The organism is Pseudomonas sp. S3_E10 (assembly GCF_054667615.1).
On the sequence record NZ_CP162743.1, the window covers coordinates 4,538,335 to 4,557,817 of the forward strand.

Annotated in this window: 7 protein-coding genes; 4 read left to right on the top strand and 3 right to left on the bottom strand. The window is 65.0% G+C overall.

From position 1 onward, the window contains the following. Positions 1-12,909, top strand: coding sequence for a non-ribosomal peptide synthetase (locus tag AB4N98_RS20875; RefSeq protein ID WP_460148886.1), 12,909 nt, complete (start codon positions 1-3; stop codon positions 12,907-12,909). A gap of 115 nt (positions 12,910-13,024) precedes the next feature. On the opposite strand, the gene dsbG is transcribed toward AB4N98_RS20875, so the two are convergent. From dsbG to dsbD, 3 genes are read right to left on the bottom strand one after another with little or no spacing between them, the layout of a single operon-like run. Next, on the bottom strand, positions 13,025-13,786 hold the full coding sequence (gene dsbG, locus AB4N98_RS20880) for a thiol:disulfide interchange protein DsbG (RefSeq protein WP_017527664.1): 762 nt from the start codon (positions 13,784-13,786) through the stop codon (positions 13,025-13,027). After that, positions 13,762-14,607: a TlpA disulfide reductase family protein gene (locus AB4N98_RS20885; RefSeq protein WP_068937077.1), complete on the bottom strand. Its 846-nt coding sequence runs from the start codon at positions 14,605-14,607 to the stop codon at positions 13,762-13,764. Before AB4N98_RS20885 ends, dsbG begins: the two co-directional genes overlap by 25 nt. Next, a complete protein-coding gene (gene dsbD, locus AB4N98_RS20890; protein WP_017527666.1) occupies positions 14,607-16,334 on the bottom strand; it encodes a protein-disulfide reductase DsbD in 1,728 nt (575 codons plus the stop codon). Before dsbD ends, AB4N98_RS20885 begins: the two co-directional genes overlap by 1 nt. 176 nt (positions 16,335-16,510) lie before the next feature. Between dsbD and AB4N98_RS20895 the strand changes: the two genes are divergently transcribed. The 3 genes from AB4N98_RS20895 to AB4N98_RS20905 all read left to right on the top strand — a co-directional run bounded on the left by AB4N98_RS20895 (position 16,511) and on the right by AB4N98_RS20905 (position 19,399). Beyond that, the gene (locus tag AB4N98_RS20895; RefSeq protein ID WP_017527667.1) at positions 16,511-17,191 is read left to right on the top strand and encodes a response regulator; all 681 of its coding nucleotides are present in this window, start codon (positions 16,511-16,513) and stop codon (positions 17,189-17,191) included. Continuing rightward, entirely contained in the window at positions 17,188-18,510 is a 1,323-nt protein-coding gene (locus AB4N98_RS20900; RefSeq protein ID WP_017527668.1) for an ATP-binding protein, read from the top strand. Before AB4N98_RS20895 ends, AB4N98_RS20900 begins: the two co-directional genes overlap by 4 nt. Before the next feature lie 121 nt (positions 18,511-18,631). Then, positions 18,632-19,399 carry an N-acetylmuramoyl-L-alanine amidase gene (locus AB4N98_RS20905; protein ID WP_017527669.1) on the top strand — a complete coding sequence of 256 codons (768 nt, stop codon included), beginning with the start codon at positions 18,632-18,634 and terminating at the stop codon, positions 19,397-19,399. Positions 19,400-19,483: the final 84 nt, after the last annotated feature.

Here is a 19,483-nt window from a genome sequence, read left to right on the forward strand (position 1 = left end):
ATGATGGACGCCTTCGAACTTCCCTCTACTCTGGTCCAGTCCCTTCAACGCCGTGCCGCGCAGACCCCGGACCAGGTGGCCCTGCGCTTCCTCGCCGAGTCCGCCGAGCACAGCGTGGTGCTCAGTTACCGCGACCTCGACCAGCGTGCCCGCACCATCGCCGCCGCGCTGCAAGCCAACGCCGAGCCGGGCGACCGCGCGGTACTGTTGTTTCCCAGCGGCCCGGATTACGTCGCGGCGTTCTTTGGCTGCCTGTACGCCGGCGTGATCGCGGTGCCGGCCTACCCGCCGGAATCCGCCCGCCGTCATCACCAGGAGCGTTTGCTGTCGATCATCAGCGACGCCGAGCCGCGCCTGCTGCTGACCATCGCCAGCCTCGCCGATGGCCTGGCGCAGATCGAGCATGCGCCGCCGCTGCTGAGCGTCGACACCCTCGATGCGCCACTGGCCGACCATTGGATTGCCCCCGACCTGCAACCCGGCGACATTGCCTTCCTGCAATACACCTCCGGCTCCACCGCGCTGCCCAAGGGCGTGCAAGTCAGCCACGGCAACCTGGTGGCCAACGAAGTGCTGATCCGGCGTGGTTTCGGCATTGATCTGAACCCGGATGACGTGATCGTCAGCTGGCTGCCGCTGTACCACGACATGGGCTTGATCGGCGGCCTGCTGCAGCCGATCTTCAGCGGCGTGCCGTGCGTGCTCATGTCGCCGGCGTATTTCCTCGCTCGGCCGTTGCGCTGGCTGGAGGCGATCAGCGAATACGGCGGCACCATCAGCGGCGGCCCGGACTTCGCCTACCGCCTGTGCAGCGAGCGGGTCAGCGAGTCGGCTCTGGATCGCTTGGACTTGAGCCAGTGGCGCGTGGCCTATTCCGGTTCCGAGCCGATTCGCCTCGACACCCTGGAACGCTTCGCCGAGAAGTTCGCCGCCTGTGGCTTCAGCTCGAAGCAATTCTTCGCCTCCTATGGCCTGGCGGAAGCGACGCTGTTTGTCGCCGGTGGCCGCCGTGGCCACGGTATCCCGACGCTGCGCGTCGACGAGCAGGCCCTGGCCGCCAATCGCGCCGAGCCCGGGCAGGGCAGCGCGATCATGAGCTGCGGCACCCCCCAGCCCGAACACGCGGTACTGATCGTCGACCCGCACACCTTGAGTGAACTGGCCGACAACCGCGTCGGCGAACTCTGGGCCACCGGCCCGAGCATCGCCCACGGCTACTGGCGCAACCCCGAAGCCACCGCCAAGACCTTCGTGCAGCACGCCGGGCGCACCTGGCTGCGCACCGGTGACCTGGGCTTTATCCGTGAAGGCGAGGTGTACATCACGGGGCGCCTGAAAGACCTGCTGATCGTGCGTGGCCATAACCTGTACCCGCAAGACATCGAACAGACCATCGAGCGCGAAGTGGAAGTGGTGCGCAAGGGCCGCGTCGCGGCGTTCGCGGTGAATGACCAGGGCCTGGAAGGCATCGGCATTGCCGCCGAAATCAGCCGCAGCGTGCAGAAGATTCTGCCGCCCGAAGCCCTCATCAAAGCCATCCGCCAGGCCGTGGCCGAGGCCTGTCAAGAAGCGCCAAGCGTGGTGGTGCTGCTCAACCCCGGCGCGTTGCCGAAGACCTCCAGCGGCAAGCTGCAGCGTGCCGCGTGCGCGCTGCGTCATGCCGACGGCAGCTTCGACAGCTATGCGCAGTTCCCCGGTGTGCAAGCGCCGGTCAGCGAGGCCGCGCCGGAGTCCGCACTGCACAACCGGATCGCCGCGATCTGGTGCGAGCAGTTGCAGGTGGCCCATGTCGCCGCCGACGATCACTTCTTCCTGCTCGGCGGCAACTCCATCATTGCCACCCAGGTGGTCGCACGCCTGCGTGAAACCCTGGGCCTGGAGCTGAACCTGCGCATGCTCTTCGAAGCGCCCACACTGGCCGCCTTTGCTACCCGCGTTGCGCAGTTGCAACAGGAGGGTGGCGTAGCCCAAGGTGCGATCCAGCCCCTCTCGCGCCAGCACGAACTACCGCAATCCCTGGCCCAGAATCGCCTGTGGATCACCTGGCAACTGGACCCGCACAGCAGCGCCTACACCATCCCCGGCGCGCTGCGCCTGCGCGGCGAGCTGGACGAAGACGCCGTGCGCCTGAGCTTCCAGCAGTTGGTCCAGCGCCACGAAGCCCTGCGCACGCGTTTCTACGAGCGCGACGGCCGGGGCTTCCAGCGCATCGATGAACACGGGGCGTTCGAGCTGCACGTCATCGACCTCAGCGACGTGCCCGCCGTGGAACGCGAAGCCTGCGCGCAGCAGATCCGCGAGGATGAAGCGCGCACCCGGTTCGATCTGGAGAAAGGCCCGTTGCTGAGGGTGACCCTGGTGCGCCTGGATGATGAAGACCACCAGTTGCTGGTGACGCTGCATCACATCATTGCCGACGGCTGGTCGCTGAACATTCTGATCGATGAATTCTCGCGGTTGTACGCCGCCGCTTCACAGGGCCAGCCCCTGGAGCTGCCAGCACTGGCCCTGCAATACGCCGACTACGGCACCTGGCAGCGCCAATGGCTGGCCGAAGGTGAAGGCCAGCGCCAACTGGCGTACTGGAAAGCCCACCTGGGCGACGAGCAGCCGACGCTCAACCTGGTTGGCGATCACCCGCGTTCGGCGCGGCGCCTCAACAGTGCCGCGCGCCACACCACGCGCCTGAGCGTCAACCTCAGCCAAGCGATTCGCCAGACCGCCCAGGCCCATGAGTCCACGCCGTTCATGCTGTTGCTGGCGGCGTTCCAGACCTTGCTCTACCGCTACAGCGGCCAGCGCGATATCCGCATCGGCGTGCCCAACGCCAACCGCCCGCGCCAGGAAACCCAAGGCCTGGTCGGCTTCTTCATCAACACGCTGGTGTTTAGCGCCGAGCTGGACGGGCGCCTGCCGTTCGACCAACTGCTGGCGGCCACCCGCGAGACGGCGCTGGGCGCCCAGGCCCATCAGGACTTGCCGTTCGAGCAACTGCTCGAAGCCTTTGCGCAAGCGCGCGAGCAGGGCCTGTTCCAGGTCATGTTCAACCACCAGCAACGCGACCTCAGCGCCTTGCGCCGCCTGCCGGGCATACTGGCCGATGAACTGCCGTGGCACAGCCGCGAAGCCAAGTTCGACCTGCAACTGCACAGCGAAGAAGACCGTAACGGACGCCTGAGCCTGTCGTTCGACTACGCCGACGAACTGTTCGACCCTGGGACGATCCAGCGCCTGGCCGAACACTTCAGCCACCTGCTGCAGGCGGTCTGCGCACAACCGCGCCAAGCCCTCGGCGACCTGCCGTTGATGCCGGCGAACGAACCACAACCGTGGGCCCAGGCGCCGTGCGCGCCGGCCCGGCAGTGGTTGCCTGAACAGCTCAATCAAGCGGCTTCGGACGACACCGCACTGGTCTGGCAGGGCGGCAGCCTGAGCTTCGCCCACCTGCATACCCAGGCCAACCGCCTGGCCCATTACCTGCGCGACAAAGGCGTCGGCCCCGACGTCTGCGTGGCCATCGCCGCCGAGCGTTCGCCGCAACTGTTGATCGGCTTGCTGGCGATCATCAAGGCCGGTGGCGCCTATGTGCCGCTCGACCCGGACTACCCCGCCGAACGCCTGGCCTACATGCTGGAGGACAGCGGCGTACACCTGCTGCTGACCCAGACCTCATTGCTTGACCACCTGCCGACGCCCGCCGGTGTGTGCGTGATTGCCATGGACAGCCTGCATCTGGATCAATGGCCGACCCAGGCACCGGGCCTGCGCCTGCACGGCGACAACCTGGCGTACGTGATCTACACCTCCGGCTCCACCGGCCGCCCCAAAGGGGTGGGCAACACCCACGCGGCCCTGGCCGAGCGCTTGCAGTGGATGCAGGCCACCTATCAACTGGACACCACCGACGTGCTGCTGCAAAAGGCGCCGATCAGTTTTGACGTGTCGGTGTGGGAGTGCTTCTGGCCACTGATCACCGGTTGCCGATTGGTGCTGGCCGGCCCCGGTGAACATCGCGACCCGCACCGCATTGCGCAACTGGTGCAGGAACACGGCGTGACCACCCTGCATTTTGTGCCGCCGCTGTTGCAGCTGTTTATCGACGAACCGCTGGCGGCCGGGTGCACCAGCCTGCGTCGCCTGTTCTCCGGTGGCGAGGCCTTGCCTGCCGAGTTGCGCAACCGCGTCCTGGCGCAGTTGCCGGCGGTGCAATTGCACAACCGTTATGGCCCGACCGAGACCGCGATCAACGTCACGCACTGGCATTGCCAGGCCGAAGATGGCGAGCGCTCGCCGATTGGCCGACCCCTGGGCAATGTGATCTGTCGCGTGTTGGACGACCAGCTCAACCTGTTGCCGGCCGGTGTGCCGGGTGAACTGTGCATCGGCGGCATCGGCCTGGCGCGGGGTTACCTTGGCCGTGCCGGGTTGACCGCCGAACGCTTCGTGGCCGACCCGTTGGGCGAGCCGGGTGCGCGCCTGTACCGCACCGGTGACCGCGTGCGCTGGAGCAACGATGGCGTGCTCGAATACCTCGGCCGTCTCGATCAACAAATCAAGCTGCGCGGTGTGCGCCTGGAGCCGCAGGAAATCGAAGCACGCCTGCTGGCCCTGGACGGTATCGCCCAGGCCGTGGTGCTGGTGCGCAACGCCACGTTGATCGGCTACTACACCGCCCACACCGCATGGGTGGAGCAGGACGTGAAGGCCGCCCTGGCCGCCGAATTGCCGGAGTACATGGTGCCCGCGCTGCTGATGCGCCTGGACGCCATGCCCCTGAGCCCCAGCGGCAAACTCGACCACCGTGCGCTGCCGGAACCGGTGTGGCAGGTGCGTGAACACCTTGAACCCGAATCACCGTTGCAGCAACAAATTGCCGCCATCTGGCGCGAAGTTCTCGGCCTGCCGCGTATCGGCCTGCGCGACGACTTCTTCGCCCTCGGCGGCCATTCGTTGCTGGCCACGCAAATCATCTCGCGCACCCGCCAGGCCTGTGACGTCGAGTTGCCGCTGCGTACCTTGTTCGAAGCCAGTGAACTGGGGGCGTTCGTTGAGCAGATCAGCCTGATCCAGGCCTCGGGCCAGCGTAACCGGCAAACCGCAATCGCCAAGGTCGACCGCAGCCAACCGGTGCCGCTGTCCTATTCCCAGCAGCGCATGTGGTTCCTCTGGCAAATGGAACCGGACAGCCCGGCCTACAACGTCGGCGGCATGGCGCGCCTGCGCGGCGTGCTCGACGTGGGGCGTTTCGAGGCCGCGTTGCAAGCGTTGATCATGCGCCACGAAACCCTGCGCACCACCTTCCCGAATGTCGATGGCGTGGCCTGTCAAAAGGTCTCGCCGCAGACCGGCCTGCGCATGGCCTGGCAGGATATTTCGGCGCTGGATGAAGCCGCGCGCGCGCAGCGTTTGCAGGAGTTGGCCGAGCATGAAGCCCACACGCCGTTCAACCTGGAAACCGGGCCATTGCTGCGTGCGTGCCTGGTCAAGGCCGGCGAGCAGGAACACTACCTGGTGCTGACCCTGCACCATATCGTCACCGAAGGCTGGGCCATGGACATCTTTGCCCGTGAACTCAGCGCGCTGTACGAAGCCTTTATCGACGAGCGCGAGTCGCCGCTGGCGCCGTTGCCGGTGCAATACCTCGACTACAGCGTGTGGCAACGCCAGTGGATGGAAGCCGGGGAGCGCCAACGCCAGCTCGATTACTGGACGGCACAACTGGGCAATGAACATCCACTGCTCGAACTGCCTGCCGACCGGCCACGGCCACCGGTGCAAAGCCACCAGGGCGAGCTGTACCGTTTCGATCTCAGCGACGAATTGGCCGCCCGCGTGCGCGCCTTCAACGCCGAACGCGGCCTCACGCTGTTCATGACCATGACCGCGACCCTCGCCGTGTTGCTCTACCGCTACAGCGGCCAGACCGACCTGCGCATCGGCGCGCCGGTGGCCAACCGTATTCGCCCTGAAAGCGAAGGGCTGATCGGTGCGTTCCTCAACACCCAAGTGCTGCGTTGCCGGCTCAATGGGCAGATGCAGGTCGGCGAACTGTTTGAGCAGGTGCGCCACACCGTGATCGAAGGCCAGTCCCATCAGGACTTGCCGTTCGACCACTTGGTGGAAGCCCTGCAACCGCCGCGTAGTGCTGCGTATAACCCGTTGTTCCAGGTGATGTGCAACGTGCAGCGCTGGGAGTTCCAGCAGAGTCGCCAACTGGCTGGCATGACCGTCGAGTACCTGGCCAACGATGCCCGCGCGACCAAGTTTGACCTCAACCTGGAGGTCACCGACCTCGACCATCGACTGGGCTGCTGCCTGACGTACAGCACTGACCTCTTCGACGAACCGCGCATCGCGCGCATGGCCGCGCATTGGCGCAACCTGTTGGAAGCGCTGATTGCAGGTCCCGAACAACGCCTCAGTGAACTGCCGTTGCTCAATGCCGACGAGCAACGGGCGTTGCGCGGCAGCCTCGGTGTGGAGGCCGGTGAACATCGTCTCGACCAGTGCATCCACGCGCTGTTCAGCCGGCAGGCGGTCAGTCGCCCGGATGCACCGGCCCTGACCTTTGCCGGCGTGACCCTGACTTACGCCGAACTCGACGCCCGCGCCAATCGCCTGGCCTGGATGTTGCGCGAGCGCGGCGTGGGCCCGCAGGTGCGGGTCGGCCTGGCGCTGCCGCGATCGCTGGAAATGGTCGTCGGCCTGCTGGCGATCCTCAAGGCCGGCGGTGCCTATGTGCCGCTGGACCCGGAATACCCGCTGGACCGCCTGCACTACATGATCGAAGACAGCGGTATCGGCCTGTTGCTTAGCGATGCGGCGATGTTCCAAGCCCTCGGTGAACTGCCGGCCACGCTGGCGTGCTGGTGCCTGGAAGACGACTCGCCAAGGCTTGCCGATTACCCGGCGGATGAGCTGCCGTTTATCAGCCTGGCGCAACACCAGGCGTACCTGATCTACACCTCCGGCTCCACCGGCAAGCCAAAAGGCGTGGTGGTCTCTCACGGCGAAATCGCTATGCATTGCCAGGCGGTGATCGAACGCTTCGGCATGCGCCCGGATGATTGCGAGCTGCATTTCTATTCGATCAACTTCGACGCCGCCACCGAGCGTTTGCTGGTGCCGTTGCTCAGCGGCGCGCAGGTAGTGTTGCGTGCCCAGGGGCAGTGGGATGCCGAAGAAATCTGCGGGCTGATCCGTGCCCATCGCATCAATGTCCTTGGCTTTACCCCCAGCTATGGCAGCCAGTTGGCGCAATGGCTGGCGACCCAGCAACAAACCCTGCCGGTGCGCATGTGCATCACCGGTGGCGAGGCGCTGACCGGCGAGCATTTGCAGCGCATCCGTGCGGCATTCCAGCCCCAGGTGTTTTTCAACGCCTATGGCCCGACCGAAACCGTGGTGATGCCGCTGGCCTGCCTGGCGCCGCAGCAGTTGGAGGAGGGCGCCGGCAGCGTGCCGATCGGCAGCATTATCGGTGACCGCGTGGCGTATATTTTCGACGCCGACCTGGCGTTGGTACCGCAAGGCGCGACCGGCGAGCTGTACGTCGGCGGTGCCGGCCTGGCCCAGGGTTACCACCAGCGTCCGGGCATGACGGCGGAACGCTTTGTGGCCGATCCGTTCAGCACCCGGGGCGGCCGTCTGTACCGCACCGGTGACCTGGTGCGCCAACGCGCCGATGGTCTGGTGGAATACCTGGGGCGGATCGACCATCAGGTGAAGATTCGCGGCTTCCGTATCGAGTTGGGCGAGATCGAAACCCGCCTGCTGGAACATCCGGCCGTGCGCGAAGCCGTGGTGCTGGCGCTCGACTCGCCAAGCGGCAAGCAGCTCGTGGCGTACCTGGTCAGCGACCAGGCGCCGGTCACGCTGCGCGATGCGTTGAAGGCCCACCTCAAGGCGCAACTGCCGGACTACATGGTCCCTGCGCACCTGATCGTGCTGGATGCCATGCCGCTGACCGCCAACGGCAAACTCGACCGCCGCGCCTTGCCGCAACCGGACGCCGAGGCCAATCGTCAGCAGTACGTGGCGCCACGCAGCGAGTTGGAGCAAACCCTGGCCGCGATCTGGTGCGCGGTGTTGAACGTGCGGCAAGTCGGCCTGGACGATAACTTTTTCGAGCTGGGTGGCGACTCGATCCTGTCGATCCAAGTGGTCAGCCGCGCGCGCCAGGCCGGGGTTCATTTCAGCCCGCGCGACCTGTTCCAGCACCAGACGGTGCGCACCCTGGCCGCCGTCGCCACGCGCTCCGAGCGCGTCACGGCTGAGCAAGGCGTGCTCACCGGCAGCTCGGGCCTGACGCCGATCCAGCATTGGTTCTTCGACACCGATATTCCTGATCGCCAGCACTGGAACCAGGCCCTGCTGCTCAAGCCGCTGCAACTGCTCGACCCCCAGCGCCTGGAGCAAGCGCTGCTGGCCGTGCTCGAACACCACGATGCCCTGCGCCTGAGCTTCACGCAGCGGGACGCCCAGTGGCACGCCGAACACTTGGCCGTGCCCCAGGGCGGCGTGCTGATGCAGGCGCATGTGCGCGATATGGATCAATGCGCCGCGCTGTTCACCGACACCCAGCGCAGCCTCGACCTGGCACACGGCCCGCTGCTGCGCGCCTTGCTGGTGGATGGCCCCGACGGCCAGCAACGCCTGCTGATCGCGATCCATCACCTGGTGGTGGACGGTGTGTCGTGGCGTGTGTTGCTCGAAGACCTGCAGAACGTCTATCGCCAATTGAGCGACGGCCAGTCGGTGAACCTGCCGGCCAAGACCAGCGCCCTGCGTGACTGGGCCGCGCGCTTGCAGGCGTATGCGGGCAGCGAATCCCTGCGCGAAGAACTGACGGTGTGGCAGCAGCAATTGGCCGGGCCCGCTGTGGCGTTACCGGTGGACCGTGCGCACGGTACGTTGCGTAATCGCGATGCCGAGACCGTCAGCGTGCGCCTGGGCGCCGAACACACCCGCCAATTGCTGCAACAAGCGCCGAGCGCCTACCGCACCCAGGTCAACGACCTGCTGCTGACCGCCTTGGCCCGCGTGCTGTGCCGCTGGAGCGGGCATGCATCGGCTCTGATCCAACTGGAGGGCCACGGCCGTGAACCCCTGTTCGATGAGATCGACCTGACCCGCAGCGTCGGCTGGTTCACCAGCGCCTATCCATTGCGCCTGACCCCGCAAGCGGAGCAGGGCGCCTCGATCAAGGCGATCAAGGAACAACTGCGCGGCGTGCCGCACAAGGGCCTCGGCTATGGCGTGCTGCGTTACCTGGCGGACGACCTGTGCAGGCGGACCCTGGCGGCGTTGCCAACCGCCGACATCACCTTCAACTACCTCGGCCAGTTCGACCAGAGCTTCGGCGGCGATGCGCTGTTCCATCCGCTGGAGGAGCCTGCCGGCCTGGCCCATGACCCGGACGCGCCGCTGCCCAATCAACTGAGCGTCGACAGCCAGGTGTACGGCGGGGAACTGGTGCTGCGCTGGACCTTCAGCCGCGAACGCCACGACGCCCACACCGTCCGCGAATTGGCCGGGGCGTACCTGGCTGAGCTGCAAAGCCTGATTGCCCACTGCCTTCAGGACGATGCCGGCGGCCTCACCCCGTCCGACTTCCCCCTGGCGCACCTGACCCAGCCGCAACTGGATGCGTTGCCGGTACCGGCCAATGCCATCGAAGACGTCTACCCGCTGACCCCGATGCAGGAAGGCCTGCTGCTGCACACCTTGCTGGAACCGGGTACCGGCCTGTATTACATGCAGGACCGCTACCGTATCAACAGCGCGTTGGACCCTGAGCGTTTCGCCCAGGCCTGGCACGCGGTGATCGCCCGTCACGAAGCCCTGCGCGCCTCGTTCTGCTGGAACGTCGGCGAAGACATGCTGCAAGTGATCCACACACCGGGCAGCACGCCCATTGAATATCTCGATTGGAGCGCCGCGCCTGAGGCCGAGCAGGAGCCGCGCCTGCAAGCGCTGCTCAAAGCCGAGCGCGAAGCCGGTTTCGATCTGCTCAACCAGGCGCCGTTCCACCTGCGCCTGATCCGCGTCGGCGAAGCGCGCTACTGGTTCATGATGAGCAACCACCACATTCTGATCGATGCCTGGTGCCGTTCGCTGCTGATGAATGACTTCTTCGAAATCTACCTGGCGCTCGGTGAAGGCCGCGACGCGCAACTGGCCACGCCGCCGCGCTACCGCGACTACATCGCTTGGCTGCAACGCCAGAACCTGAATGAGGCCCGCCAGTGGTGGCAACACAACCTGCAGGGTTTCGAGCGCACTACGCCGATCCCGAGTGACCGGCCGTTCCTGCGTGAACACGCCGGCCACAGCGGTGGCATGGTAGTGGGCGATTGTTACACCCGCCTCGACGCCGCTGATGGCGTGCAACTGCGCGAATTGGCCCAGGCCCATCAGCTCACCGTAAACACCTTCGCCCAAGCGGCCTGGGCCTTGGTATTGCGGCGCTTGAGCGGGGAGCGTGACGTGCTGTTCGGCGTCACCGTGGCCGGTCGCCCGGTAGACATGCCAGAGATGCAACGCACCGTCGGCCTGTTCATCAACAGCGTCGCGCTGCGCGTGAAACTGCCCGAGGATGACCAGCGGTGCAGCGTGCGCCAGTGGCTGAGCGACCTGCTCGACAGCAATATGCAGCTGCGCGAGTACGAATACCTGCCGCTGGTGACGATCCAGGAACACAGCGAACTGCCCAAGGGCCAACCGTTGTTCGACAGCCTGTTCGTGTTCGAAAACGCCCCTGTGGAAACCTCGGTGCTGGACCGTGCGCAAAGCCTGAACGCCACCTCGGACTCCGGCCGCACCCACACCAACTTCCCGTTGACCGCCGTGTGCTACCCCGGTGATGACCTCGGCCTGCACTTGTCGTATGACCAGCGTTATTTTGACGAAACCACCGTGCAAGGCATGCTCGGCGAGTTCAAGCGCTTGCTGCTGGCGCTGGTGCAAGGCTTCCATGGCGACATGGCCGACCTGCCGCTGATCGGCGAGCAGGAACGCGAGTTCCTGGTGGAAGGCTGCAACCAGAGTGAGCACGACTACCCGTTGGCGCGTAGTTATGTCGAGCTGTTCGAAGCGCAAGTGGCCGCGCATCCGCAGCGGATCGCGGCCAGTTGCCTGGGCCGGCACTGGAGCTTTGACGAACTCAACCGTCGCAGTAACGGCTTGGGCCATGCGCTGGTCGCGGCGGGCGTCGGCCTGGATCAGCCGGTGGCGTTGCTGGCCGAGCGCAACCTGGACCTGCTGGGCATGATCATCGGCAGCTTCAAGGCCGGTGCCGGTTACTTGCCGCTGGACCCCGGCCTGCCAAGCCAGCGTCTGAGCCGCATTATCGATTTGAGCCGCACGCCGTTGCTGGTATGCACCGAGGCGTGCCACGAGCAGGCACTGGAACTGCTGGCGCAATTGGGCTGTGCGATTCGGCCGACGTTGCTGGTATGGGAAACGCTGGCGGCGTCAGAGCAGAACCCGGGTATCTACAGTGGCCCGGACAACCTCGCCTATGTGATCTACACCTCGGGTTCCACCGGCCTGCCCAAAGGCGTGATGGTTGAACAGCGCGGCATGCTCAATAACCAGTTGAGCAAACTGCCCTACCTGGACCTGAGCGCGGCGGATGTGATCGCTCAGACGGCCTCGCAAAGTTTCGATATTTCCGTGTGGCAATTCCTCGCCGCGCCGCTGTTCGGCGCGCGGGTGGACATTGTGCCGAACAGCATCGCCCATGACCCCCAGGGCTTGCTGGCACATGTGCAGGCCCAGGGCATCACGGTGCTGGAGAGCGTGCCGTCGCTGATCCAGGGCATGCTCGCCCAGGACCGCATCAGCCTCGACGGCCTGCGCTGGATGCTGCCCACCGGCGAAGCCATGCCACCGGAGCTGGCGCACCAATGGTTGCTGCGTTACCCGCAGATCGGCCTGGTGAATGCGTATGGCCCGGCGGAATGCTCGGATGACGTGGCGTTCTTCCGCGTCGACCTGGCGTCGACCCGAGGCACCTACTTGCCGATCGGCACGCCCACTGACAACAACCGTTTGTACCTGCTCGATGGCGCGCTGGAGTTGGTGCCTCAAGGGGCGGTGGGCGAGTTGTGCGTGGCCGGTACCGGGGTAGGGCGCGGTTATGTCAGCGACCCGCTGCGCACCGCCCAGGTGTTTGTGCCGAACCCGTTCGGTGCGCCGGGGGAACGTGTGTACCGCACGGGGGACCTGGCCCGCCGCCGCAGCGACGGTGTGCTGGAATACGTCGGGCGGATCGATCATCAGGTGAAGATTCGCGGCTACCGCATCGAACTGGGCGAAATCGAAGCGCGCCTGCACGAGCAACCCGAAGTGCGTGACGCGGCGGTCGGCGTCCAGGACGGCGCCAATGGCAGGCATCTGGTGGGTTATCTGGTGCCAACTGATGAAACGCTGAGTTCAGGCGAACGCCTGGACCGTATCAAGCAACGCCTGCGTGCCGAACTGCCGGAATACATGGTGCCGCTGCACTGGCTGTGGCTGGAGCGCCTGCCGCTCAACGCCAACGGCAAACTCGACCGCAAGGCCCTGCCGGCGCTGGAGATCGGCCAGTTGCAGGGCCAGGATTACCTGGCGCCACGCAACGAACTGGAAACCACGTTGGCCGCCATCTGGGCCGAAGTGCTGAAAGTCGAAAAAGTCGGTGTGCAGGACAACTTTTTCGAACTGGGCGGGCACTCGTTGCTGGCCACGCAGATCGCCTCGCGGGTACAGAAGACGCTACAGCGCGATGTGCCGTTGCGGGCGATGTTCGAGTGCAGCACGGTGGCGCAGTTGGCCGAATACATTGATGGGCTGGCGGCCAACGAGATCAGCGCGCAGAAGGCGGATCGGTTGAGTGACCTGATGGCGGAGTTGGAAGGGCTGTAGATTTGGTTGCCTGTCAGGGCCTCATCGGGGGCATGCCCTCTTCCACAGTTTGAGTGTATTCACAGTCAACCTGTGGAAGAGGGCTTGCCCCCGATAGCGCCCGCCCAGGCACGGCCTATTTGGGCCCGAGTATCTTCACCAGCTTATCCGGCGACGGCGCCCCTTGCTGTTGCTGCAACCCGCCCTTGTCATCCAGGTAGAAAATCGCCGGCGTCGCCGACAGTTCCAGCTCGTCCATCAACTTCATGTTGGCTTCGAGCTTGGCTTCGATATTCGCCGGGATCTTGGTCAGCGCCTGCAATGTGCTGCCTTTGCCGGCGGCTTCGTGTTCTTCCAGGGCTTTTTGCGGGTCTTTGGCGGCGAACAGTGCGGCGGATTTACCGGGGCTGTCTTCGCGAATGATCCCTACCATGATGTGGCGCAACTGCACCTTGCCGGCTTTGACCCACGGCCGCGCCTGTTCCCAGAACATGTTGCAGTACGGGCAGTTGGGGTCGCTGAACAAGTAAACGGTGCGTGGGGCGTTCTTGTCGCCGTCCTGGATCCAGCTGCTTTTTTCCATCTTGGCCCACACTTCCTTGGCCATCGGGGCGTACACCAGTTGTTCCAGGGGCGCGCTGCTCAGGTCATTGCCCTGGGCATCGTACAGGCTGCCGGCGATCACGCTTTTGCCGTCGGCGGTCAGGTACAGGGCCATGCCGCGGTTCTGGTATTGCGCGGCGTAGCCAGTGAGGCCGCTGGGGGCGTCGAATTTGCCGATGATCTTGGCGCCCTTGGCTTCGATCTGTTTGATGGGCGCCGGCCAGTCTTCGGCTTGCACCAGAGTGGCCGCCGCCATCAGCGGCAGCAGGGTCAGCAGGTGGCGGAGGCTTGGCATGAGGGTTTCCTTTCAGGGGCGGTGTCGAAGGGTTCCATGGCATGGGCCAGGCTGGCCTGGGACAACTCGCCCAGGTGACTGTTGATCAGGCGTCCGTCGGCTGAGTAGAACAGCGTGGTCGGCAATGCCATGGAACCCACGGCCTGGCCGAGGCGGCCGCTGGCGTCGAACAGCACGTTGTCCAGGGTCAGGCCTTGCGTGGCCAGGTAGGTGCTGACGCTTTGCATGCTTTCGGCCTGGTTGACGAACAGGAAGGTTACGTCGGGGCGTTGGTGCTGCGCGCGTTCCAGTACCGGCATTTCGCGGCGGCACGGCGGGCACCAGGTGGCCCACAGGTTGATCACCAGCGGGCCCCCCTTGTAGTCGGTCAGTTGCACCTCTTGGCCATCGGCCGTGCGCAAGGTGATGTGCGGTAGCTGCGTGCCCTTGTCGTAGAGGCTCAGGGCCAGGCTGGTCATGCCCCAGAACAGCAGGCCGGTGACCACCCCGGCGCTCAGCGGCTTGCGCAGCGCCGGGCGCCGCCAGCCGTAGGCCAGCGCGCCCAGGACCAGGGCGACCACGCCGGGCCAGGCGAGAAAACCACCGTCGCGCAGGTCGACCATCTGCAACCAGTCGCTGCTGTAATAATTCCAGTACATCAACACAAAGCTCACGCGCGCTGCGAGCATGCCCAGCAGGAACAGGCTGAACAGCACCGACTCCGGGTTCTCACCGCCACGCTTTGCCACGCGCCAGCCCACCAGGGTGGCGAGAATCAGTGCGCTGATCAGCAGGATGTGATTCAGCGCAATGGCGAAGGTGCCGATGGTCAGGGTCAGCATCAGAGGGCGTCCCGGGCTTGGGTCCAGCGTTGCAGGAAGGCATCGGCATTCACTTCGCCGGTGATGCGCTGGGCGCGGCGTTCTTCACCGTTGGGGCCGATCCACACAAAGCTGGGCGGCCCCGGCACCTTGTAGCGGCTCAGCAGCTCGCGGCTGGCCGCGTTGTCGGCGGTCACGTCCAGGCGCAGCAGGCGTACGTCTTTCAACGCGTCGAGCACGTCGGGTTTACCGAACACCTGTTTTTCCATGATCTTGCACGACACGCACCAGTCGGCGTAGTAGTCCAGCAGTACCCATTGGCCCTGGGCCTTGGCGCTGTCGAGCTGGCTTTGCAGCACGGCCGGGTCGTTAATCGTCATGAAGGCTTGATGGGCGCTCGGCGCCTCGGCAACCCGCGAGCCGCTGTACACCTTCAACGGTTGCCACAGGTCGTCGCTGCCACCGGCGGCGCCCACCACCAGCACGCAACCCCATACACCCAGTACCACGGCGCCGGCGCCGAACAGCATGGCCACGCGGCCGAAATCCTGGGCCAGGCGCCAGCCGCAATAAGCCATCGCCAGCGCCAGCGCGCCCCACAGGCCGAGCCACAGGCTGTCGCCGATGATCGGGCGAAGCATCAGCACGGCGGTGCCCAGGAACAGGAAGCCGAAGACGCCCTTGAGCACGTTCATCCAGGTGCCCGGCTTGGGCAGGAAGCGGTTACCCACGGTCACCAGCAGCAACAGCGGAATACCGATGCCGATACCCATGGCGAACAACACCAGGCCACCGTGCAGCGCATTGCCGCTTTGGGCGATATACAACAGCGCGCCGGCCAGGGGCGCGGTCATGCACGGGCCCACCAGCAGGCCGGACAAGGCGCCGAGAATACCCGCACCCACCAGGCTGCCGCCGCTTTGCTGGCGGCTGACGGTGTCCAGGCGATCGCGCAGGAAGGCCGGCAATTGCAGTTCAAAGAAGCCGAACATCGGCAGCGCGAGGAGTACAAACAGCGCGGCGAAACTGCCCAGGATCCAGGGGGTTTGCAGCCATGCGGCGAGGTTGGCGCCAAGCAGGGCGGCCAGCACGCCCAGCGCCGCATACACCAGCGCCATGCACACCACGTAGCTGCCGGCCAAGGCAAAGCCGCGACGCGCACTGGCGCCACTGCCTACCACCAGGCCGGCGAGGATCGGCAACATCGGCAGCGAACACGGGGCAAACGCCAGCAACAGGCCCAGCCCGAAGAACACCAGCAAGCTCCAACCCAGGCTGCGCTGTTGCAGGCCGCTGGCCAGGCTCTGGTCCTGAGCCTGGGTGGTGGCCGCAACTGCCGGGTTGCCGCCCAGGTCCACGGTGATCGACTGCGGCGGGTAGCACAGCCCCGCATCGGCGCAGCCCTGCCAGCCCAGCTTGACCTGGCCGGTGACGCCGGCCGGGATCTTCACTTCCAGGCCCTGGCGATACACTTGCTGCTCGCCAAAGAACTCGTCGCTGTGGGCTTCGCCCTGGGGCAGCACGGGCTTTTCGGCCAGGCCATCGAACTTCATGCGCTGCTGGTACAGGTAATATCCGTCGGCAATCTGCCAATACAGCTGGGTCTCGCCGCTTTCAAGACGTTCGGAGGTAAAGGTGAATGCCTTGCCCACCGGCAGGAAATCGGGTTTGGTCTCAAACGGGTTGCCCGGCGCGGCCTGGGCGAACCCTGCGAACAACACCAGCAGAAAGGTAAACAGATGCCGCATGGTCAAGCCTTAGTTCGATGCAAGTGAGGCACACAATGTGTGGCGTTGATTAACCGATGATTAACCGGTCGCTATTCTAGAGTGTAGGGATTGCCGGGTGTTGTGAACTTTGACGGCATAATGCGCGCTTAATCCACGGCTTCTCTAATCGCCCCATCTTTTATGAAGGGTTCAGCATGCACGTACTGGTCTGTGAAGACGACGAACTGATCGCCAGCGGCATCGTGGCCGGCCTCGGTGCCCAGGGCTTTACCGTCGAGCGCGTGGCGACGGCCGCTGCCGCGCGGGCGATGCTCAAGGCCGCGACCTTCGACATCATGGTGCTGGACCTGGGCCTGCCCGACGAAGATGGCCTCAAGCTGCTGCAACAACTGCGCAGCCAGGGCCTGGAAATTCCAGTGCTGATCCTCACCGCGCGCGATTCGGTGACCAACCGCGTCGACGGCCTGCAAGCCGGCGCAGACGACTACCTGCTCAAACCCTTCGACCTGCGCGAATTGGCCGCCCGCCTGCAAACCTTGCTGCGTCGCATGGCGGGGCGCAGTGTCAATTTGATCGAGCATGGCCGGTTGAGCTACGACCCGAGCAGCCGCGAAACCTTGCTCGGCGGCCAGCCGGTTGATTTGTCGCGCCGCGAGCAGGCGCTGTTGCAGGCCCTGCTGCACAACAAGGGGCGAGTGCTCTCCAGCGAACAACTCAAAGACAGCGTCTACGGTTTTAACGACGAACTGGAAAGCAACGCGCTCAATGTGCATATCCATCACCTGCGCCGAAAACTGGGGAATGGCATCGTCGAAACCGTGCGCGGCCTCGGTTACCGCCTGGGCCCGGCGGACGACGGCGAGAGTGCGTCGTGAAGAGCCTGCGCCTGCGCCTGACCTTCAAGCTCGGCGCTGCCTTTGTAGTGATCTGGGCCCTGGCGGCGGCCTGGATGCTCAACGATCTGCGTAACCAGATGATGTTTTCCCTCGACCAGCGCCTGGTGGCGTCGGCGCGCATGGTGGCGGGGCTGACCGAACAGATGCCGGGCCTGGCCAGTATCAGCGGCGGCGCGCACTTGCGTACCGAACAGCTGCATGTGCCGGGCGGCATGGCCTGTCAGGTCAGCTCGTTGCGCGGGGAAATCCTCGCGCGCAGCCACACCACGCCGGATCAGGGCCTTGAGTCGCAACGCAGTGGCTTTCGCGACCAGACGATCGACGGCGTAGGCTGGCGCAGCTTTACCCTGTCCCGTGGCGACCTGTTGATTACCACCGCCGACCGCCAGGTGGAGCGTGAAGCGCTGAACATGTCGATCCTGCTGGCGGCGTCGGTGCCGGTGGGCGTGGCCATGCTGGGCTGCCTGTGCCTGCTGTGGCTGGGCATCGGCCAAAGCCTGCTGCCGCTCAACCGCATGCGTGACGCGCTGATGCGGCGCAGTGCCGACTCCCTTGAGCCGCTGCAGATCCACCCGTTGCCCAGTGAGCTCAAGCCGCTGCTCGACACCCAGAACCAACTGTTGCAACGCATCGCCAAGACCATCGAGCGCGAACGCCGCCTGACCGGCGACGCCGCCCACGAACTGCGCAGCCCGTTGACCGCGATCAAGACCCACCTGCAAGTGGCGCGCATGACCGACGGCGCGGCCCGCGACCAGTCGCTGGCACATGCCGAGGAGGGCGCCGACCGCCTGCATCGCACCCTGGAACAATTGCTGCTGCTGGCGCGGGTGGAAGGCAGCCTGTCGTTTGACGATGGCTTGCAGTCCAGCGCCGAAGAGGTCGCGCGGCTGGCGATTGAGGATGCCAATGCGGGGGATAACGCACGTATCGACCTGATCCTGGCGCAAAACCTCACCGGCGCGCCGGTGGAAATGCCCGTTGGCCTGGCGGTTGCGGCCCTGCGCAACCTGCTGGATAACGCCTTGCGCCACACCCCGGCGGACACTCGGGTCGAACTCAGTGTGTTCACTGCCAAGGATCACGTGGTGTTCCGCGTGCGTGACCATGGCCAGCAGATTTCCAGCGAAGACCTGCAATACCTGACCCAGCGCTTCTGGCGCAACGGCAACAGCGAAGGCTGCGGGCTGGGCCTGGCAATCGTGCAAGCGATCGTGCAGCGCTGTTCGTGCTCGCTGAAATTTGACAGTCAGGTCGATGGGTTGCGTGTCGACCTGGGCATGCCACTGCGACGCTGATCCTTTTTCCAAGTGCCAAATAGTTACCGCCCGCCTGGGGTTCAAGCCTTCAGGATGGCGGTAATTTTTTTGTGCTTGAACGGGCCGAAAGACTCGGCCTGTATTGAAAAGGACGTTTCTTATGTTGGTCATCGACACCAGTTTCCCCGCCACCGGTTTCAACGATCGCAACGGCGAGCCCGTTGGGCAGCTGCTTGTGCATTACACCGCGGCGCCTTTTGCGTCGTCCCTGCGCACCCTGACCCGGGACGGCGTCAGCGCTCACTACTTGCTGCCCGACCCGCATGAACCCAGCTATCGCGCCGCCGGTTACGACGAGTTGCGCGCGTTTCGCCTGGTCGACGAAGACAAGCGCGCCTGGCATGCCGGCGTAAGCCAGTGGGGCGGGCGGGATAACCTCAATAGCCGCTCGATTGGCATCGAGATCGTCAACCTGGCAAGGGATGACGGTGGCGTGTTCACCTTTCCTGCGTATGGCGAGGAACAGATCGAGGTGTTGATAGCGCTGCTGCGCGACATTCTTGGCCGCTACCCACGGGTTGGGCCGACGGACATCCTCGGACATTCGGACGTGGCCTTTTGGCGCAAGAGCGATCCCGGACCTCGTCTGCCCTGGCGGCGTTTGTTCGAGGCGGGCGTCGGCGCCTGGTTTGATGAGGCGACGCGTGCCATGTACCAGCGCCGGTTTTGCCTCGGGCTGCCGCCGGAGGTGGAAGTGGAGCGGGCGTTCCAGCGCTATGGCTATGCACCGGCCAAAAATCGCCAGGGCTTTGAGCTCCGGACGCGGGCGTTTCAGATGCATTTTCGGGCGCGGGATTATTGTGGGTTTCTGGATGCCGAGACCTGCGCGATTTTGTACGCGCTGAACGAAAAATACCGCGGCCTGTAACGCTGATCGCTTTCACATTTCAGGCTTGATCCACCCATAACGATTACCGGCCCTAAATCCCTGCGGCGCTGATGCGTTTCCAGA

Excerpts from the sequence above, each read along its gene's own strand:
- AB4N98_RS20885 (WP_068937077.1), bottom strand. The coding sequence starts at position 14,607 with ATGCTGACCCTGACCATCGGCACCTTCGCCATTGCGCTGAATCACATC.
- AB4N98_RS20905 (WP_017527669.1), top strand. The coding sequence starts at position 18,632 with ATGTTGGTCATCGACACCAGTTTCCCCGCCACCGGTTTCAACGATCGC.
- dsbG (WP_017527664.1), bottom strand. The coding sequence starts at position 13,786 with ATGCCAAGCCTCCGCCACCTGCTGACCCTGCTGCCGCTGATGGCGGCG.
- dsbD (WP_017527666.1), bottom strand. The coding sequence starts at position 16,334 with ATGCGGCATCTGTTTACCTTTCTGCTGGTGTTGTTCGCAGGGTTCGCC.
- AB4N98_RS20895 (WP_017527667.1), top strand. The coding sequence starts at position 16,511 with ATGCACGTACTGGTCTGTGAAGACGACGAACTGATCGCCAGCGGCATC.
- AB4N98_RS20875 (WP_460148886.1), top strand. The coding sequence starts at position 1 with ATGATGGACGCCTTCGAACTTCCCTCTACTCTGGTCCAGTCCCTTCAA.